We start from the raw sequence: 20,322 nt of genomic DNA on the forward strand, positions 1-20,322 counted from the left end.
CTAGTAAATCGGATAATAAACCGGGTTTTTTTCATATCTCATGTTGATTATACCTCTATTGATATTCTTGCTACTTAAATCTTGCAAAATTAATTTCATTTTTTCCAATTTGTCTTCAATTGGATCGTCAAGAAGCCCGAAATCCACCAAAAAGTCCTTTTGTATCTGCAAAATCAAATGATTATCCTCAATAAATACAAAATCGGTTTTTTCTTCAATATCATTCTTGAGAAATTTCGCAAGCATTATAATATTTTCAAGAACCTCGTATTTATCGGTCACTATGACCGAATTCCTTGCGAATCTTTCAAATTCAAAACCCTTTACCCTAAGGTAATCACCGCTTAACCCTTCTTCTGGGAATGGCTCATAATCCATTACATAGCCATCTGCTGCTATCCCTATAGTTCCATTCATATATTCTACTTGAATAATTTTTTCTCTCAAAATTACATCTATCTCTATTGAATCAGGAAAATGGCGTCTTAATGTTACTGACTTTACCTCCGGGTTTTCTTCGAGCATCGTCATGACTTCTTCTGCATTCAAAATAAAAATATTTTGCCCCAATATTGATTCCGACAATGCATCGTCATAAACGGTTGCTATTTTGGGCATAATGCTGCAGTTCTCTACGATAAATATATTCGTCATGAAAACTATTGTATAAATCGCGACAATAAAAACCGCAATTGCAATTGCTATCTTAAAGGTATTTTTGCGCTTCACTGTTACATCATCCTGTCCACTATCGACTTAGTCGCATCGCTTTTCTTGTAAAAACCAGCGCATTTCTCCATGCTCCTGATTCTATCCCGTTCTTCATAAAGTTGCAATATTGTTTCTGCCAAGTTTTTCCCGGTAAGATTCTTTTCTTCCATTAGCACCGCGCAACCGGATTCCTTTAAAGCAGAAGCATTATGAAACTGGTGGTTGCCTGTAACGTTTGGCGAAGGAATCAATAATGACGGTTTGCCAAGTTTAAGTATTTCCGCAACGGTTATAGCCCCTGCTCTTGAAATAACAATATCAGATGCAGCCATATGAACAGCCATATCCGAAATATATGGATGGATTACCATACTATCATCCTCGCAATCGAAATCCTTTATGAATTCTTCATAATAGCGCTTACCGGTTATATGAGTAAAATGAATCTTTTTGCCTTTTAAACTCTCCATGCTTTCCTTAATCATCCCATTCAGAACGCAGGCCCCGCCGCTTCCTCCCATGCTGAGCACTCGAAACTGCTCATGGGGAATACCCAGTTTTTTTCTCGCTTCGGTTTTATTTGTTTCGTAAAACTCTTTTCGAACGGGATTTCCCGTGTAATGAACTCTTTTTTTTCTTACAAAAAATTTCTCAGAGGCTTCAAACCCAGTCATTATTTCCGAAACAATCAGTCCAAGCAATTTATTCGTCACTCCAGGATATGCATTTTGCTCATGAACACAAGTTTTAATACCCTTTAGCGAAGCCATAAACACCATTGGTCCTGACACATACCCGCCTGTTCCTATGACAAGTTCAGGTTTGAATTTCTTGAGTATATCCTTGCATTGAACGAATCCCTTGAAAATAGTTAAAACAACCTTTACATTTTTCAGAATGCTTCTTCTGTTCAATCCAGCTGCTTCGATTATTTCCAATCTATAACCGGCCTCCGGGACCACCCTGCTCTCAAGGCCTTTCTCGGTTCCAACAAAAATTATTTCTGCATCCGGCTTTCTTCTTTTTATTTCATCAGCAATCGAAAGAGCCGGATACACATGGCCTCCGGTTCCACCTCCTGTAATAATTATCTTCATTGTGCCACCCTCATTCCCTGTTTGGAAATATTCATTAGTATACCCATTTCAGTCATAAGTATAATCATGGAACTCCCTCCATAGCTTATAAATGGAAGCGGAATACCTGTAACCGGCATTGACGATGTCGCCACTGCAATATTAATCATCACTTGAAAGGCTATCATTGACACGATGCCTGTCGCTAGAAGCGTCCCGAAAAGATCCGGTGCATTTTGCGCAATTTTTACACCCTTCCATATCAATGCCATATAAAGACCCATTACTATAAGGCACCCTATTAAGCCCAACTCTTCACCTATAGTCGCAAAAATGAAATCATTCTGCGGTTCAGGTATGTACAGCTTGTTTTGCATGCCCTTCCCGAGCCCCACACCAAACAATCCGCCGGATCCAAGTGCATAAAGCGATTGAATAACTTGGTATCCACTATCCGCGGCATCTGCGAAAGGATCTCTGAAACTCAAAAACCTTAGATATCTATAGGGACTGCTTTTTATAAAGTAAAACCCCAAAGCAATACCCGCAGCTATAATACCAAGCAAATATCTCCACCACATGCCAGCAACAAAAAGCATTGCAAAAGCAATCAGAATCATTATGACTGAGGTCGACATGTTTGGCTGTTTAATGATAAGTGCCGAATAAAGTACCGCCATTGCTAGATATGGTAGGTTTCCCTTAAAAAACTTGTTTATTTTATTATTGTTTTTTGACAAGCTATATGCCAAAAAAACAATCAGGCATAGCTTCGCAACTTCCGAAGGCTGAAAACGAAATCCCCCTAATTCAAGCCATCTTCTTGCATGGTTTATCTCAACTCCAAATGATGTGAGAACCAATATAAGCAAGGCCAAGCCGATTAAATATGCAACAGGTGAAATTTTTTCAATAACATGATAATCAATCATAACAAATACAAACATTATGGCAAGTCCAAGGAACACCCATATTACATCCTTTATCAAGAAATAGTATATGTTTCCCATTTTATCCAGTGCATAGTAATAACTCGAACTGAATACCATTATTACCCCTATGCTTACCAATATTAAAATCAGGCTCAACAGATACACATCAATTTTGTTTTTTGATTTCATATATCAATCCCTCAATTCTTTCACTCTGTCCTTGAAATCCTTTCCCCTATATTCATAGCTTTTGTACATGTCCCAACTTGCACACGCAGGAGAAAGCAAAACACAATCGCCCTTTTCCGCAACCGCATTAGCCCTTCTAACAGCCGACTCCATATCCTCGACTCTAAATATGTCGTGAAATCCATTTTCCGCAGCAGCTGCAATTATTTTTTCCTTCGTTTCACCCAATACTATCATTTCCTTAACTTTCATATTGAAGGATTCAATTAACATAGAAAAATCGCTTCCCTTATCCATTCCTCCCGCAATTAAAACGATTGGTCCATCGAAGGCTTCAATCGCCTTTATGGACGCATCCGGATTTGTTCCCTTTGAATCATTGTAATACTTGACTCCTCTTATCTCCTCAACAAACTCTATGCGGTGCTCTACGCCCTCGAACGTCATAAGACTTTCCCTAATTGTTTTCATAGCTATACCATGGCAATCCGCAATCGCCGCAGCCGCCAGGGCATTTTCTAAATTATGCCTTCCGGGTATGAATATCTCGTCTGTCCTGCATACGGTTTTTTTTAATCCAAAACGATTTATGCATATCTCTCCGTTTGAAACATAAACACCATTTTCCAATTCCTCGGATGTGGAAAAAAAGATAATTTCCAAGCCTTTAACTTCAATATTCTTCCCAATTCTTCTAGTGATATCATTGTCGTAATTAAGTATAATTTGTCCATCTATCATATTCATGAAAATACGCTTCTTGGCAGCTATGTATGCATCCATGCTTCCGTGACGGTTCAAATGGTCGGGCGTAATATTCAATATGGCTGCGGTCGCAGGCTTATAGCTCTTTATGGATTCAAGCTGAAAGCTACTGACTTCTGTTATTAAATAGCTTTCTTCATTCGTCAAGTCCGATACGATTATCGCCGGGATCCCTATATTGCCCAAAACGTGAACATCCTTACCGGCTTTTTTAAAAATTTCTCCCGTCAACGCCGTTGTAGTAGTCTTTCCGTTTGTTCCAGTTATCGCTATTACCTTGCCGCGCGAAACGGCTCCTGCCAATTCCAATTCTCCAATTACCTCAACTCCACTGGCTATAGCTTCTTTTATAAAAGGCAACTCGGTCGATACGCCGGGGCTTAAGACAATCAAATCGAAGCCTTCTGCAGATTCGGGATTCCCGCCCGTCTCAACTTTAACATCAATGTTCTCAAGATAATCGACGGCTTCCTTTAGCTCACTTTCTTCTTTTGAATCGAATATAGAAACCTTCGCCTCGTGATGCAAAAGATATTTTGCCGCCTCCAAACCGGAAAGAGCCATACCAACAACCATGACACGTTTGTCTTTAAGTTTCATATTATTGCTCCTTTGCTTAGAATCCATCCGGATACCAGCACTGCCCAAACTGTTACTGCAGTAAATACAACTACCACCTTTCTTTCCGACCATCCTACAAGCTCAAAGTGGTGGTGGATTGGGCTCATGCGAAAAACCCTCTTCTTTCTCGTTTTAAAGCTTATTACCTGGATAATGACTGACAATGATTCCATGAAATATATGAATCCGTAAAGAAGAAGCATCAATTCTATCCTTAGCAATATGGCTGCAATTCCTACATATGCTCCTAAAGCCAGCGATCCGGTATCTCCCATAAAAACCTTCGCAGGTTTTTTATTAAAAAATAAGAAACCCAACAGGGACGCAACGAAAAATACTATTACCTGAGTAAACCCGTCCATCCCAATTTGCTCTCCATAAAAAAGAAACAGCAAAGAAACGATGATTGTAACGCTTGTAGCCAACCCGTCCAAACCATCCGTTAGGTTAACGCTGTTGACTGTTGCCAGGATAAATACCATCAAAAATGGTACCTTCAACCATCCCATGTCTATAGAAGCTCCAACCGAATGCACCAGCAGTCTATTGTCGGTCAAACCGCTTTTGTACAGCCAAAACACTACAAACGCAGCAACAACCGATTGCATTGCAAGCTTCTGATAGGCCCTTAAACCGAGATTTCTCTTTTTTACAACCTTTAAGTAGTCATCTATAAATCCTATCAACGCAAATAATATATAACCGGAGATAAGTATCTTAAGTCCCGCGTTTTCTGTCTCCCCAAATACGAAATAGGCCAATACCACGGGACAAATGAATATCAGTCCCCCAATGGTAGGTGTTCCGCTTTTCATAAGATGTGAAGAGGGACCATCCTCCCTTATGGATTGGCCTACTTTTATTTTTTTTAAGTACGGAATCATTATTTGCCCTGCTATAATCGTAGCTAACAGCGTTATTAAAAATTGAACAAAAATACTATGCATGTTTTAATATCTCCTTGTACACTTCATTCATCCTTGTGCTGTGCGAACCCTTGAACAATATTGCATCTCCCGGTTTCATTGTTTCCTTCAGCCCCTTCACCAATGAATCATTGTTTTCAAAAACATGGACTTTATTTCGCTCAAATCCATTCATTACAGCACCTTTTTCATAGTCCCCGGCATAGATACCGGTCACCATTATGATATCGATTCCCTCATCGACCGCCTTCATTCCCACTTCCATATGCATCTTTTTCGCATAGCTTCCCAATTCGAGCATGTCTCCAAAAACTGCTATTTTTCTTCCACTCAGGTTTGAAAAAGATTCCAACGAAGCAATCATCGATGAAGGATTGGCATTATAGGTATCATTCACCAAGATCATTCCTCCAACCTCCATTGTTGCTCCTCGCAAATCATTGCCTTCATACTTTTCTATTCCCTTCACTGCCAATTCGGGTTCAACGCCTGCCTGCAGCGCCGCAGTAAAAGCCAATAATGCATTTGAAACATTATGCCTTCCTTTAACACTCAATACACATGGATATTCATTTGTCCCATGCACTAAAATAAATTTTGATCCCATTTCTCCACAATCCACATCGTTTGCATAAATATCGCATTCTTCCGTCTTGCTTATTGAAGTAAACACTTTTCGATATTTTGTGTCTTTACCAATTAAGGATCTCAGAAAAAAATCATCTCCGTTTGCAATCAATACGCTTTCTTTATCCATATTTTCACAAATTTCCATCTTTGCGGCGAAGATATTTTCTTTAGATCCCAGTCTCCCTATATGTGATTCACCAATGTTCGTAATAACTGCAATATCAGGTTCAGCAATGCTTGCAAGCAGCCTTATTTCCCCTTCTGTGTTCATGCCCATTTCCAAGACTACAATCTCATGCTCGTTTTCAAGTTCAAACAGAGTTAGCGGCAATCCAATATCGTTGTTTAGGTTGGCATGAGTTTTATGAACATTGTATTTTTCTTTCAAAGCACAATAAATCATTTCTTTTGTCGTCGTTTTGCCAGTACTACCCGTAACAGCAATAACAAGCGGATTTACCTTCTTTAATATCTCTCTTGCTATCATGCTAATAGCCTTTTTAGTGTCTTCTACTATTATCAGCTCTGCCTTAACATCACTACTGCGCTCAGATACAACGGCAATAGCACCTTTTTCTACAGCATCTGCAATAAAATCATGTCCATCGAAAGACGGTCCTTTAAGTGCTATGAACGCATCTCCGGGTTTTACCTTCCTCGAATCGATGACCAAGCAACTTAAAATCTTTTCCGAGTACTTGCGCCCATTCAATATGACGCCAAGCATACCAGCCAATTGGTTTACAGTAATATCTTTCACATTACCTCCTCCAATGATTTGCGGGCAACATCAAAATCATCGTGTTCAAAGCTTTCTTCGCCTATTACCTGAAGCTTCTCGTGCCCTTTACCGGCTATCAAAACCACATCTAAGGGTTTTGCCATCATTATGGCTTTTTTTATTGCTTTTTCCCTATTCCTTATAACTTCGTAATTGCCGTCTACAATACCGGATTCAATTTCTTTTATTATCCCTTCGGGGTCTTCTCGCCTCGGATTGTCGTCAGTTAAAATTACATGCTCTGAACCTTCATATGCAATCCTTCCCATAATTGGCCTTTTTAAAGTATCCCGTTCACCACCACAACCAAAAACAATAATAAGTCGTCCGGTTTTGTATTCGTTTATGGCTTCGATGACATTAGATAACGCATCAGGCGTATGTGCATAATCCACAATGACTTCGATTCCTTTTTCCCGTGATCCCGGAACCTTCTGAAATCGTCCTCTGGCCCCTTCCAATTCAAGAAAAACATTCTGAATTTCATGTAAATCAAAACCCATTTCCTTCAACGCTGCATATGCCGCCATTTTATTGTATGTTTCAAATCGGCTTGATGATTCAACCTTTATTTCCTTTTCATTTCGGTATGTCTTGAATGTTATTTCACCGCTTGGTTCTTTGCGCGAAGTCATAATGTCAGCCGCTTCGCGCATTCCATAGGTAATGACCCTCTTGCCATCTTTGCTTAGCGAAGCTGCATATGCTTTTCCATATGCGTCATCCGTGTTTACAATTGCTGCCTTTTTCTGCTTTTTCATTAGCATGTATTTAGTATCTGCGTAGTCGTCCATTGTTTTATGAAAATCGAGATGATCCTGCGTCAAATTTGTGAAAACAGCAATATCGAAATCAACATCTTGAACACGCATAAGTTTTAATGCATGCGAAGATACTTCCATAACAACATATCTTATGCCTTTACTCCGCATATCCCTGAATATTTTTTGCAGCTCAAGCGACTCCGGAGTTGTTCTTGTTGCTGGTAAAGCTTCATCATCAATGCGCGTTTCTATTGTTCCTATGAGACCCGATGAAAATCCCAAGCTTCTGAGCGCGTTATATATATATGTTGTAACAGAAGTTTTTCCATTGGTACCGGTTACGCCTATGACCGTCATTTCCTTTGACGGACTACCAAAATAACGGTCAGCCATTTTGGAAAGCATACTTCTTGAATCATCTACAAGCAAGACTGTTGCGCACGGATACTCTCTAATAATCCATTTAAACCAAGACGATTGATCAATAACAAAAACAATCGCTCCGTTTACGAAAGCCTTGGGAATAAAATCATGGCCATCACTTTCATATCCCTTTATAGAGACAAAACAATCTCCATTCTTAACCTTTCTCGAATCATAAACGATGCTCTCAATAATAGAATTAAATTCTTTTCCACCTTTGCAGGAAATATATTCTCCCGGTTTAACTAGGTCGCCAAGTCTCATTAGGATACACCTTCATTCCATACATATTTTAAAAAGGCAATTTGTATATTCAAATTGCCATTTTAAAGTATTATATCATATTAGCTTATTTTTCACTCCACATATATGATAACATTATATCCCTTCTGTGCTTCATATCCAGCATACGGATATTGCTCCAAAACGGTATGCGTTTCATCTAATGTTTCTATTTCAGGCACTACGCTATATCTCAATCCGGCTTTATTTATCTTATCTATGGCATCTTTTGCTGCCATTCCATTTACATCCGGAACAATTACGGACTCTTTCTTTATTATTTCAAGCTCATCTTCTGTATAACGCGGTTCAACTGACATGTGTATCAAACTTTTTTCTATGATTTCCTTAGCAAGCGGTGTTGCTGTCAAGCTTCCGAAATGGCTTTTTTCCGGTTCGTCAATCACTAGCAAAATAGCAATTTTAGGATCGTCAACAGGTGCAACGCCAATAAATGAGGCAATAACTTTGTCATCATCATATACTCCATTGACTATTTTCTGGGCTGTTCCGGTTTTCCCGCCTACTCTATAACCCGGGATGTAAGCCTCTTTTCCGGAACCGTTGAATACAACACTTTCCATCATTAAAAGCATTTCCATCGAAGTGCTTTGCGAGATAACCTGTCTTTTGAAAACAGGTTCAAAGGATTCTACAACATGTCCGCTATTGTCCGCCAAACCGGAAATTAACCTTGGCTCCATAAGTCTTCCATCATTCGCAATGGCTGAAACAGCAGTAATCAACTGAATAGGAGTAATTGACAATCCCTGACCAAACGACATAGTCGCAAGTTCAACAGGTCCGACCTTTTCAATTGGAAGTGTCAATCCACTTGACTCTCCCGGCAGTTCTATTCCCGTCTTTTCCATGAAACCAAAGGCCTCAAGGTATTTGTAAAACTTATCTTTCCCAAGTTTTAAACCAAGCTCGACAAATACAGGATTGCATGAATTTTCAAGTCCCTGTGTAAGTGTCTGCTCTCCATGAGGCCTATAATAACGCCAACATTTAATGATTGTACCGGCCACATTTATTGAGCCCGTTGCATAAAACTTTGTATCCGGCCTTGCAATATTTTCCTCCAATGCCATGGCAGATGTTATCAGTTTAAACGTTGAGCCCGGCTCGTATGTATCACTCACGATAGGATTTCTCCATAATTGGTTCCAATATGTCTGTTTTTCATTTTCTTCCAAGTTTACATATTCATCCAATTGACTTTGATCCACCGGAACTCTAGGATCATTTGGATTATAATCCGGATATGAAGCCATTGCCAAAATATCGCCCGTTTTTGGATCCATCATAAGCGCCATTATTTTTTTTGCGCCAAGTTCTTCTCTCCCCTTTTCGATTACTTGTTCCATATAATACTGTAAAACTTCATCAATTGTCAGTATTACATTTAGTCCATCCTGCGCCTCGTAGTACTTGTCTGTTCCGAAAGGCAACTGGCGGCCCAAAACATCCGTATTCCTAATCCATCGTCCACTTAAACCCGTAAGATAACGGTTTAGCTCCAACTCAACACCGGCCAACCCCCTGTTATCGGCTGTCGTATGGCCAATTACAAAAGCCCCCAATGCGTCCAGGGGGTAATATCGTCTCTCGACCTCAGTAAACCATACGCCTTCCAGATTTAAAGAATCGATTTCTTCAATTTTATCCTTATCAACCCACTTTCCTATGCTTATTAAACCTACACTGGAACTAATTTTGTCAAGTACGGCTTCTGAATCCAAATCAAGAACATCCGCAATTAATTTTGAGTAAGTCTCAGGACTTACGATTCTATTGGTATCTCCCCAAATATTGTACAAGGTCATGTTTATAGCCAGTTTCTTCAAGTTCCGATCCAGTATTTCACCTCTTTGCGCCGGTATAGGTATGTCCTTTGTCTGTTGAATTACCGCCATATCGCTATATTTTTCACCGTCCACTATTTGTATTTTAATCAGCCTGACAACCAATAGGATAAAAATAGCCATAACAATTATAAGTGTCAGATTCAATCTTTGTTTTGAACTTTTAGACAGATGCATCCGATGCCTCCTTCAAATCAATCCCACATAAATCCCAGACTCAATATGGAAGAGTAAATATTTTTAAAAAACCCGCTATCTGATTGTTTGACCGGGACAGCTATAGAAACACGGGTAATCTCGCTTGCGCCTTTATTCGCATCCAAATACACCATCTGCTGCCTATCGGGAACTTTCATTCCTAATTCGTTTAATGCCTTGTCTTCAATTATACTCGTTTTATTCATTCCTTCCAACTCGATATTGCATTTTTCGATTTTCATCTGCAAATCGTCCATCGCTTGCTTGTGTTCATATACCTGATATTTTATCTCGCTTATTGCCGCATATCCGAACAATACACTTATAAAAAGGATCCCAATAAGAGCAATAGCAATGAATAGTTTCGGTGCCGCAAAGGATTTTTTCTTTACTTTTTTTCTTCCTGATTCTTCGATTTTCATATCATTAAAATCGTATTCGCTATATCTTTTGTATGCAACCGATGCCATAAAAGGTCCCTCCTTTCCGCTACATGCGTTCGGCAATTCTCAGCTTTGCGCTTCTTGATCTAGGATTGTTTTCAACCTCAGGTTCCGAAGAAACAATAGGTTTTCTTGTTACTATTTTAACTTCCTGCCTCTTATCGCATTTGCATACCGGTAATTCTGGCGGGCATATGCAATCTTTTTGGAGATATTTAAAAGTGTTTTTTACTATCCTGTCTTCCAGAGAATGAAATGTTATTATGCAAATTCTTCCTTTTTTCTCCATGCATGCGACAGTATCCGTAATTGTTTTTTCTATTATCCCCAATTCATTGTTTACTTCAATTCTTATTGCCTGGAATGTCCTTTTTGCCGGATGCGGCCCAGCTCTTCTCGCCCTCGCCGGAATAGCCTTCTTTATGATTTCAACCAATTCACCAGTCGTTTCTATATCCTTGATTTTTCTTTCATTCTCAATAAATTCGGCGATTCTTGCCGCCCAGTTTTCTTCTCCATAATCTTTTATTATTCTCTTAAGGTCTTCCTTGTCATATGTATTTACTACTTCATATGCCGTAAGGTCCCCTGATGCATCCATTCGCATGTCAAGCGGGGCATTCTGCATGTATGAAAACCCTCTATCTTTGTTGTCAAGCTGGTATGAAGAAACTCCTAAATCAAGTATCAATCCATCAATTTTGCTTATGCCAATTCTTTCAAGAATATTTTTCAAGTTTGAAAAATTATCATGAACAAATGTTATTTTACCCTCGTAAGGACTCAATCGCTTTTCTGCATGGAACAAAGCCTCTTTATCTTGATCAATACAAATTAGCCGGCCTGTTTCACCCAATCTCTTTGCAATTTCGATTGAATGGCCTCCTCCTCCGGTTGTACCATCAACGTAAATCCCGCCTTGCATAATATTCAATCCGCTAATCGACTCATTCAAGAGTACCGATTCATGTGAAAAAATCATTCCGCATGCCTCCTTTAAATCCCTAACAAGGCCATTCTTTCTGCTATATCGTCATAATCGACATTTTCAGCGGCATTGTATGCATCCCATTGTTCCCTGTTCCAGACTTCTATTCTGGTGGATACTCCTATAATGACAACATCCTTGTCCAACTCTCCATATTGTCTCAACACAGGAGGTATGATTATTCTTCCCTGCTTATCCAATTGGCATTCAGCGGCTCCCGCAAAAAACATTCTCGTAAAGATTCTTGCATCTTTACTGGCCAAAGGCAGTTCTTTCAATTTTTCTTCAAAATTTGCAAATTCATTTTGTGGAAAAATGAACAAACAAGAATCCAACCCCTTTGTTATGTAAAAAGTTTCTCCAAGGGATTCTCTGAATTTAGACGGTATGTTTACCCGCCCCTTTTTATCCATCGTATGTTGGAATTCTCCAATAAACATGTTTGCACCCCATTTTATGGGATTTTACCCCACTTCATACCACTTTAAACCTTATTCTATTAATTCTATGTTCTAAACCGTATCCCTTCTTTTTTTTAAAATTATTTTTGATTTTTCCCATAAAAAAAAGACTCCTTAGAAAGAAGTCTTTTCAACTCAATATATAAGCTGCAATTAAACTGTCTCAGCAATTAAATTCAATTATGTTTTTTGCTTTTACTATAATAAATGCCTATTCCTGCAACAATCAAAGCTAGGCTTAAAAGCTGTGCTACGCGAAAGTCTCCAATCATCAAGCTATCCGTTCTAAGTCCTTCTATGAAAAATCTGCCAAAAGAATACAGCATCATATACAATGCAAACATCTGACCGTCGAATTTTTTCTTTTTCCTTATTGCCATCAAGAATATAAAAATCATCAAATTCCACAATGATTCATACAGAAATGTAGGATGTACACCAATCCCATTAATATGAATAGCCCATGGCAGGGCAGTTGGTCTTCCGTAAGCCTCTTGGTTTATGAAATTGCCCCATCTTCCAATGGCTTGTCCTAGAATAAGACCGGGCGCGCATATGTCAGCCAATTTCCAAAATTTTATCTTTTTGTATCTCGTATAAACAATAGCCGTTATCACTCCGCCTATTACAGCTCCGTGAATGGCCAGCCCACCTTGTCTGATGTTTATCATTTTCATAATGTCCCCATCATAGTATGAAAGGTTGAACAGAACATAATACGTCCTAGCGCACAGTACAGCAACAGGTACTGCAAAAATCACAAAATCGAGAACCATATTTTCATCAAGGCCCTCCCTAATCGACTCTCTCATGGCAATGACTACGCCCAGCACCAGCCCTATGCTTATAAGTATTCCATACCATCTAATACCCATTCCAAAAATTTCAAATGCTATAGGATCCATCACGAAACCTCCCCGTCTCTTGGGTAGACGACGCTAAGCACTGTCTTCCCTTCGATACTGTAATTCTTCTGCATTTTCAGATATGTTTCATATTCAAATTTCTCAAGCTCTCTAAAATAGTTGAAAAAGCCTACTCCCTTATGGTATGTCGAAACATAGGCATTTGCAATATATTCCAATGAGTTGAGATATATCAACGATTCACCCTTCAGTTTTCTTTTTATTCTATCAAAGTCTTCCTCCCGTATCTCTTTGGATAATGATTCTATTAATGCTTCTTTCAGAAGCCTATACGCTTCTTGCGGTTTTTCGCTCTCGCCGCCAATTATTATGTGTCCGTAGGCCGGACCATAATTATAATCATACCCAAAATTCTTTCCTATCATCCCGTCTTCGTAAAGCTCCGTATAAAGCTTCGAACCCTTCCCAAGCATATTGGTTAGAAATATATCTATGAAAATTTCTTTTTTCAATATGTCCGATTCTATTTCTGACTCCTGATTACATTTTATTCCCATGTAAAAAATTGGGCTGGCAACAGAAAACATCTCCCTATGCATTTCCTTGACAATCTTATCCCTGTCCTCAGCGATTACCCTTTCTATTTTGCAATTCCTGCTTTTGAAATCTTCGGTAAGAGTGCTTTCAATAACATCTATGGCCTTAAAACGGTCTATATCTCCAATTAAAAATACAATCATATTGCGCGGACTGTAGAATGTACTGTAGCATTTAAGCAACTTTTCCTTGTCTATGCTTTTTATGCTTTCTACAGTTCCGGCAATATCGATATGGATTGGATGCTTCGAATACAGGAGCTTAAGCGTATTTATATAGGCCTGCCATTCCGGATTGTCTTCATACATCATTATTTCCTGCTTAATGATACCTTTTTCTTTTTCAACACTGTCTTGGTCAATATTTAGTGTTTGTACAAAACCTATTAGCGTCTCCAAGTTTTCATAAAATCTGTCAGTACAACTAAACAGATAATTGGTTGAATCATGGCTTGTAAAGGCGTTTGCACTTGCCCCGGTTTTCGAAAAAACCTCGAAAATATCTCCTTCTTCCTCTTCAAATACTTTATGCTCCAAAAAATGAGCTATACCCTGTGGCATATCTTGATACTCACCGTCCGCTATGAAGCTGTTGTCTATAGATCCATATCGTGTGCCAAAAAAAGCGTATTTTTTAGAAAACCCTTTTTTTTCCATCACATGTATTTCTAAACCTTCTTCTGTTTTATATTTATATACCGTTTCTTCCAAATGCGGTATTTTTATTGTTTCAATTTTTTTCAATTTGCTCACCCTTTTTATCTAAGAAATAGACCGTATCCAGAAAAATACCTTCAGCAGCCTTCAAAACACTTGCTTTGTCAATGGCTTCGAATTGCCTTATAATTTCTTCCGCCTCCATATAGGAATGCGTCAATATCCTTGAATAGTAGTAGTTTATTATTTTGTTTGGAGAATCCTTTATCGAGTTTATTGAAGAAATAATTGATTTCTTTGCGTTCTCCATATCCTCTTCGTTAAATAAACCCTGTTTCATTTGTTCAACCTGCTCTAAAATCAAATCAACCACTCTGTCCTTCTTTTCAAAGTCAATTCCGCTGGCTATGAACAAAGCAGATTTAAATTTTTCAACAGTTGAAAAAATACTGTAACAAAGGCTTTCCTTCTCCCGAATATTTCTAAACAGCTTGGAATAGGAACCCCCTCCAAGGATTTCATTAAAAACCAAGAGTGACCTATACTGAGCGTCTTCATAGGCAATGTTTGTTCTAAATCCCATGACAAGCTTTCCCTGGGCTATATCCATCTTTTCATTGATATTTTTAGGGCTTTGCAAAGGGTAAATATGTTTTTCTCTTGAAATAGGCTTCGATTCTTCATTCTTGAATTCAAATAATTTCAATATGTCTCCTGCATAATGATTCCTGTCATCCCTTGAAACTATGAATATGTCAACTTTAGAGGTCGCCAATACTGCTAGATAGTGTTCATAAAGTGATTTTTCATCAAGAGCCAAAATGTGCTTTAATTCGCCATCTTCATTGACAGCAAAGGGCTCTCCCTTAAACATTTCTTCTATGCAGCGATCGAAAGCATATGCCATCTTGTTGTTTATTCTATTCTCCAATTTTATAATCTGATTTTTCTTTTCTTGCTCGAAATAGTTCTTCTGAAACGAATCCCCTTCAGTGTAGGGATGGTTTACAATTTCGTTGAGCATGCTAATGCATTTTTCAAAGATGTTCTCATCTTCAATATAATTGCTATCCGGAAATTGCATCTGGAATTTTATAATCTGCCTTTCACCAAACTTGCTTATGCTTGTAGAATAAACAGCTCCATATAGACTATCCAATGCTCTGTACAAATCCCTGCTCATTGGATACTTCTCCGTTCCTCTTCTCATCAATGCTGTTAGCATTGCATTTTTTGACGCTTCATCCTCCGAAAGTTGTCTTTCAAAAAAAATGCCTACCGAATCCGTTTTGAATTGACTCGTTTTCAATGTGTATAGGTTTATATTTGGACCAAGCTCATGAACTTCTATTCCTTTAAACAATATTTTCACCTCATAATATTATCGTTTATACTAGTAAAGACTATCACATAGTATACCATTAAATCAACGCTCACTCAGACAAATTTAGGGATACGGGTTTATTATTGTTCGTTTTTCGTTTATAATCAGATTTGAAGAAGTACAAAAAGGAGTCTTATATGAAACTAGGAATAGTTGGCATGCCCAATGTTGGAAAAAGCACTTTGTTCAACGCCATTACAAAAGCCGGCGCTGAATCCGCAAATTATCCGTTCTGTACGATTGAACCCAATGTGGGAGTAGTGTCCGTACCGGATGAAAGGTTGAACCGCCTTACAGAAATGCATAATTCTAAAAAAACAGTCCCAACCGCAATAGAGTTCTATGACATAGCAGGACTAGTAAAAGGAGCCAGCAAGGGCGAAGGGCTTGGCAATAAGTTTCTCTCACATATCCGAGAGGTCGAAGCCATCGTTCACGTTGTAAGATGCTTCGAAGACCCAAATGTCGTGCATGTTGACGGAAGTGTTGACCCGCAAAGGGATATCGATGTCATTAATTTGGAGTTGATTCTATCGGATCTTGAAATGGTCGAAAAAAAGATGCACAAACTTCAAAAATCTATTAAAAGCGACAAAAGCCAGCTTAAGAGCTTTGAACTTCTCCAGCAAATACTTTCCGCTCTAGAAGAAGGGTTGCCTGCAAGATCGGTAAAATACGATGAAAACCTTTCGGATTTTGTCAAAAATCTTTACCTTTTAACGACAAAACCCGTTATTTATGTGGCCAATGTCTCAGAAGAAGGTGCTTTAAGCTCTTCGGAAAATCCGCTTCTTGAAAAAGTCCTAGAAATCGGACTTAAGGAAAATGCCGAAGTCATTAAGATATCGGCTAAGTTAGAGGCAGAACTGCTTGAATTGGAAGAGGATGAAAAGTCTCTCTACATGGAAGAAATTGGCATGACAGAAACCGGTTTGCATAAGTTGATTCAAGCATGTTACGCAATTCTAGGGCTTATTTCCTTCCTTACTTCAGGTGAACCGGAAACGAGAGCTTGGACCATAGTAAAAGGCTCGAAAGCACCTCAGGCGGCCGGAAAAATACACACCGATTTTGAAAAGGGCTTTATTCGTGCCGAGGTGGTTTCCTATGAAGATTTACTTGAAGCCGGAAGTCTTCATGCAGCCAAGGAAAAAGGCATTCTCCGTTTAGAGGGCAAAGATTATGTTGTAAAAGACGGAGACGTTATGCATTTCAGATTCAACGTATAATTTAAAAAAGCCTTCTGCGTCAGTTTGTCCGCAGAAGGCTTTTTTTACATTCTATAATGGCGCATATTTGTCAAATGGCAAAATTGCATTGTTGTAGATTATATTATACAAATCAACAGCCATTTCCATATTGCACTCGATATACTCGCCTTCGTAATCAAGAAACTGCCATATGCTGTCATAACCCATAAATGCTCCAATCATGGCACCCGTGGGAATCGAAGCAAATTTACCCGCCTCCGAATTAGAATATGAGCAGTCAACTGCACGCAGAATATCCTCTCTCATGCGCAAGGCGACAACTAAAGAAGCGCCAAATGCCTTATATGGCACTATGTCATCTGAAATAAATTTTATAGTTGTATCCAAGTCCTTTCGGCTTTCATAAAGAGCTACTACCAATTTCATCAGCTCTGTCAATTCTTCATCGTCTCCGGTTTCATAAAAAAATCCCATGGCCCAATTTATCGACTGCTTGAATTTCTCTCCTCTTGTTATTCCGGATAAAATCCCCGCCATCATAGCAAATGCCATTCTATCTTTTGAATCCTTTATATCCCATTTTTCACATAATGAAAGTGTCCATTTGAAAGCCGATTCCTTTTCAAATGCCATTCCTAAAACAACTGCGGCACTCAAAGCATCAAGCTCGGAAAATGATGCTTTCCCTTGATTCTCGCTTATAAAATAGTCAATCAAACAAGCTTCCCCTTTTATTTTTCCTTGCTGATAAAATCTTATGCAAGCTCTAAGACTTTTCTCAAGAGCCGAATATGCACCATTTCCACATTCATCGCCATATTCTGCGCTCGCTTGTATCCCTATCAATGCTCCACAAAAGCATCCCAAAACTCTGTTTTTCGTATTCATCGCCTATTCAACAATTTTCACCGAAGCACTTGCTCCGATACGGGTCGCTCCGGCTTCAATCATTTTAAGAGCCTTTTCCCTATCCCTAATGCCTCCCGATGCTTTTATGCCAGCATTTTCTCCTACAACGCTCTTAATAATGATTATATCTGAAGCCTTGGCACCTTCCGGTCCAAAACCCGTTGATGTTTTCACAAAATCAGCTCCGCCTCGTAAAACAAGCTCAGCGGCCTTCTTTACTTCCGATTCATCAAGGTAACATGTTTCAATAATAACCTTCAGAACTCTGTCCTTACCCGTTGATATCCTTACCGCCTTGATATCCTCTTCGACATAGGAATACTCACCATTCTTGAATGCTCCGATATTCATTACCATATCTATTTCATCAGCCCCGTCAGCAACAGCCTTTTGTGTTTCACAAACCTTTACAGCCGTAGTTGTCGCTCCAAGAGGAAAACCTACAACTGCTGCAACCTTTACATCCTTGCCCTTCAGCTCAATTGCAGCCCTTGAAACATAGTATGGATTCACACATACTGCGAAAAATCCGTGTTCCGCCGCCTCTTTGCAGAGCTTGTCTATCTCATCTCCTTTTGCCTCAGCCTTCAAAAGAGTATGATCCATCATTTTTCTCAATTCCATAATAAACCTCCTTCGGCTATTCTTATTTATAAATCTCTTCTTTCAGCACTGCCACATAAGGCAGATTGCGATAACCTTCAGCAAAATCTATGCCGTATCCAACAATGAAAGCATCCGGTATTTTGAATCCTATATAGTCAACATCAAGATCTACCTTTCTCCTATCGGGTTTGTCAAGTAATGTGCAAATCTTCAAGCTTGACGGTTTTCTTTCCATCAATATCCTTGTTAAATACTTTAGCGTCAGTCCCGAATCGATGATGTCTTCGACAATAAGGACATCTTTTCCTTCAATGCTGAAATCCAAGTCCTTAAGAATCCGTACAGTTCCGGAGCTCTCTGTCGACATCCCATAACTGGAAACTGCCATAAAATCCATATGCATCGGCAAATCGATTTTACGTATCAAGTCGCTCATGAAAATATTTGCGCCCTTCAGGACACCAACAACAAACAAATCCTTGCCTTTATAATCTTTTGTCATAGCCTTGCCCATTTCTTCTATCCTACCCGCAAGTTCATTCTCTGAAATCAACACTTTCTGTACTTTTTCTCTCATTATCGTCTCCTCTTTTCAATCTTCATCCTTTATTTCATATTCAATGATTATCGCATCTTTTTTCGGTTGTTCTTTATATCGGCTCATTTTAGGCAAAAAATGACTCCAAATATAAGCCGCCATTATAAGATCATCAATTATTCCTACACCGAAAATAGGCTCAGGTATCAGGTCCAAAGGTGATATTACATATATCATAAGCGATATCAGAAAACCCTTTTGCCATTTACTAACCTTCGGGTCTCTCATATATTGAATCAAATATTTCAGGTTACTCAGTCTCATTTGCCTTCCCTCCGAATACAGCATTCTCCAATGTATCTCCTATGCTTTCGTGAATTACCAAATCGGCTTTATCATCGCAAGGCGTAGCTTGTTTATTAATAAGTACTAGCTTTCCTCCGCGGAGTTCCGACACCAGCCCCGCCGCAGGATAAACAACTAGGGAAGTACCTCCAACAATAAGTAAATCAGCTCTACTTATGTGTTCCGCAGCGGCTTGAAAAACCTTCATGTCCAGGGCTTCCTCGTACAATACAACATCAGGCCTAACAATGCCTCCACATGCTTCGCATATGGGAACGGCGTTCCTTGGATCAGCAATATAATTCAAATCATAGCTTTTTCCACAATTCATGCAATAGTTTTTATGTATTGTCCCATGCAGTTCCAAAACATTTCTGCTTCCACCCAATTGATGCAGTCCGTCTATGTTTTGCGTTATTACAGCCGACACACGCCCTTCTTTTTCCAACTTGCCCAATACCAAATGAGTTTTGTTTGGTTTCGCATCAATGAAAAATATTTTTTCCCTGCAAAATTTATAAAAAACATCGGGATGCCTTATGAAAAAGGAATGGCTCAAAATCGTTTCGGGGGAATAGTCTCCATATTTGCAGCTGTACAATCCCTTTTGCGACCTGAAATCCGGTATTTCGCTTTCCGTAGAAGTACCCGCCCCTCCGAAAAAAACGATTTCATTGGAAGCTTCTATCCACTCCTTTAGCCGATTATCCATAATAAACCTCTTCTGCTTTTGTCTTCACATCCATTATACAAAAAAACAAAGATAAAAGCACTCATATGAGTGCTTTTATCTAACAAGTAAATCGTAAGCCGAGTTCTGTATTTGACAGTCATCTATCTAGGCTCAATGTCGCCACTGAGCTCAAGCGACCTACCATCGGGACAGCGACGAGCAGCCGCCTTTTTATGTCCCTGCTTGGTCTTGCTCCAGATGGGGTTTACAGAGCCGGTAAGTCGCCTTAACCGCTGGTGAGCTCTTGCCTCACCTTTCCACCCTTACTATTTTCATAGCGGTATATTTCTGTTGCACTATCCTTAAAGTTGCCTCCACTGGGGGTTACCCAGCACCCTGCTCTGCGGAGCTCGGACTTTACTCATATTTTCATATGCGACCGTCTGACTTACTCATTCGAATGCTAATGATATCATAAA

Annotated in this window: 20 protein-coding genes and 1 other RNA gene; 1 reads left to right on the forward strand and 20 read right to left on the reverse strand. The window is 39.2% G+C overall.

Annotated features, from left to right (window positions below; genetic code table 11):
- The 14 genes from JJE29_00960 to JJE29_01025 form a co-directional block, all read right to left on the reverse strand.
- Positions 1-729: an FtsQ-type POTRA domain-containing protein gene (locus JJE29_00960; protein ID MBK5251207.1), complete on the reverse strand. Its 729-nt coding sequence runs from the start codon at positions 727-729 to the stop codon at positions 1-3.
- A 2-nt stretch (positions 730-731) separates the two neighbouring features.
- Positions 732-1,808 (reverse strand): undecaprenyldiphospho-muramoylpentapeptide beta-N-acetylglucosaminyltransferase, encoded by a 1,077-nt coding sequence (gene murG, locus JJE29_00965; protein ID MBK5251208.1) that lies wholly within the window; start codon positions 1,806-1,808, stop codon positions 732-734.
- Entirely contained in the window at positions 1,805-2,908 is a 1,104-nt protein-coding gene (gene ftsW, locus JJE29_00970; protein MBK5251209.1) for a putative lipid II flippase FtsW, read from the reverse strand. The genes murG and ftsW overlap by 4 nt, the downstream gene beginning before the upstream one ends.
- 3 nt (positions 2,909-2,911) lie before the next feature.
- Positions 2,912-4,273, reverse strand: coding sequence for a UDP-N-acetylmuramoyl-L-alanine--D-glutamate ligase (locus tag JJE29_00975; GenBank protein ID MBK5251210.1), 1,362 nt, complete (start codon positions 4,271-4,273; stop codon positions 2,912-2,914).
- Positions 4,270-5,241, reverse strand: a complete 972-nt coding sequence (locus JJE29_00980; GenBank protein MBK5251211.1) for a phospho-N-acetylmuramoyl-pentapeptide-transferase — start codon at positions 5,239-5,241, stop codon at positions 4,270-4,272. Before JJE29_00980 ends, JJE29_00975 begins: the two co-directional genes overlap by 4 nt.
- Positions 5,234-6,610 carry a UDP-N-acetylmuramoyl-tripeptide--D-alanyl-D-alanine ligase gene (locus JJE29_00985; GenBank protein ID MBK5251212.1) on the reverse strand — a complete coding sequence of 459 codons (1,377 nt, stop codon included), beginning with the start codon at positions 6,608-6,610 and terminating at the stop codon, positions 5,234-5,236. The genes JJE29_00980 and JJE29_00985 overlap by 8 nt, the downstream gene beginning before the upstream one ends.
- The gene (locus tag JJE29_00990; protein ID MBK5251213.1) at positions 6,607-8,082 is read right to left on the reverse strand and encodes a UDP-N-acetylmuramoyl-L-alanyl-D-glutamate--2,6-diaminopimelate ligase; all 1,476 of its coding nucleotides are present in this window, start codon (positions 8,080-8,082) and stop codon (positions 6,607-6,609) included. Before JJE29_00990 ends, JJE29_00985 begins: the two co-directional genes overlap by 4 nt.
- A 92-nt stretch (positions 8,083-8,174) precedes the next feature.
- Positions 8,175-10,145, reverse strand: coding sequence for a PASTA domain-containing protein (locus JJE29_00995; protein ID MBK5251214.1), 1,971 nt, complete (start codon positions 10,143-10,145; stop codon positions 8,175-8,177).
- Between the two features lie 17 nt (positions 10,146-10,162).
- Positions 10,163-10,636 carry a hypothetical protein gene (locus JJE29_01000; GenBank protein MBK5251215.1) on the reverse strand — a complete coding sequence of 158 codons (474 nt, stop codon included), beginning with the start codon at positions 10,634-10,636 and terminating at the stop codon, positions 10,163-10,165.
- A gap of 19 nt (positions 10,637-10,655) precedes the next feature.
- The gene (rsmH, locus tag JJE29_01005; protein MBK5251216.1) at positions 10,656-11,591 is read right to left on the reverse strand and encodes a 16S rRNA (cytosine(1402)-N(4))-methyltransferase RsmH; all 936 of its coding nucleotides are present in this window, start codon (positions 11,589-11,591) and stop codon (positions 10,656-10,658) included.
- Between the two features lie 14 nt (positions 11,592-11,605).
- Complete coding sequence (gene mraZ / locus JJE29_01010) at positions 11,606-12,037, reverse strand: division/cell wall cluster transcriptional repressor MraZ (protein MBK5251217.1); 432 nt, start codon at positions 12,035-12,037, stop codon at positions 11,606-11,608.
- A 197-nt stretch (positions 12,038-12,234) separates the two neighbouring features.
- Positions 12,235-12,963, reverse strand: a complete 729-nt coding sequence (locus JJE29_01015) for a prolipoprotein diacylglyceryl transferase (GenBank protein ID MBK5251218.1) — start codon at positions 12,961-12,963, stop codon at positions 12,235-12,237.
- Positions 12,963-14,264, reverse strand: coding sequence for an insulinase family protein (locus JJE29_01020; GenBank protein ID MBK5251219.1), 1,302 nt, complete (start codon positions 14,262-14,264; stop codon positions 12,963-12,965). Before JJE29_01020 ends, JJE29_01015 begins: the two co-directional genes overlap by 1 nt.
- Positions 14,251-15,540, reverse strand: coding sequence for an insulinase family protein (locus JJE29_01025; protein MBK5251220.1), 1,290 nt, complete (start codon positions 15,538-15,540; stop codon positions 14,251-14,253). Before JJE29_01025 ends, JJE29_01020 begins: the two co-directional genes overlap by 14 nt.
- 158 nt (positions 15,541-15,698) lie before the next feature.
- Between JJE29_01025 and ychF the strand changes: the two genes are divergently transcribed.
- Positions 15,699-16,790: a redox-regulated ATPase YchF gene (gene ychF, locus JJE29_01030; protein ID MBK5251221.1), complete on the forward strand. Its 1,092-nt coding sequence runs from the start codon at positions 15,699-15,701 to the stop codon at positions 16,788-16,790.
- Between the two features lie 51 nt (positions 16,791-16,841).
- On the opposite strand, the gene JJE29_01035 is transcribed toward ychF, so the two are convergent.
- The 6 genes from JJE29_01035 to rnpB all read right to left on the reverse strand — a co-directional run bounded on the left by JJE29_01035 (position 16,842) and on the right by rnpB (position 20,298).
- Positions 16,842-17,660 (reverse strand): hypothetical protein, encoded by an 819-nt coding sequence (locus tag JJE29_01035; GenBank protein MBK5251222.1) that lies wholly within the window; start codon positions 17,658-17,660, stop codon positions 16,842-16,844.
- 3 nt (positions 17,661-17,663) lie between these two features.
- The gene (gene deoC / locus JJE29_01040; GenBank protein MBK5251223.1) at positions 17,664-18,305 is read right to left on the reverse strand and encodes a deoxyribose-phosphate aldolase; all 642 of its coding nucleotides are present in this window, start codon (positions 18,303-18,305) and stop codon (positions 17,664-17,666) included.
- Positions 18,306-18,327: 22 nt separating this feature from the next.
- Positions 18,328-18,864 (reverse strand): hypoxanthine phosphoribosyltransferase, encoded by a 537-nt coding sequence (gene hpt / locus JJE29_01045; GenBank protein MBK5251224.1) that lies wholly within the window; start codon positions 18,862-18,864, stop codon positions 18,328-18,330.
- Positions 18,865-18,879: 15 nt separating this feature from the next.
- Positions 18,880-19,149 (reverse strand): DUF1232 domain-containing protein, encoded by a 270-nt coding sequence (locus JJE29_01050; GenBank protein MBK5251225.1) that lies wholly within the window; start codon positions 19,147-19,149, stop codon positions 18,880-18,882.
- Positions 19,136-19,882 carry an NAD-dependent protein deacylase gene (locus JJE29_01055; protein MBK5251226.1) on the reverse strand — a complete coding sequence of 249 codons (747 nt, stop codon included), beginning with the start codon at positions 19,880-19,882 and terminating at the stop codon, positions 19,136-19,138. Before JJE29_01055 ends, JJE29_01050 begins: the two co-directional genes overlap by 14 nt.
- A gap of 79 nt (positions 19,883-19,961) precedes the next feature.
- Positions 19,962-20,298: RNase P RNA component class A (gene rnpB / locus JJE29_01060), an RNA gene on the reverse strand.
- Between the last annotated feature and the right edge of the window lie 24 nt (positions 20,299-20,322).

The organism is Peptostreptococcaceae bacterium (assembly GCA_016649995.1).
GTDB lineage: Bacteria > Bacillota > Clostridia > Peptostreptococcales > BM714 > BM714.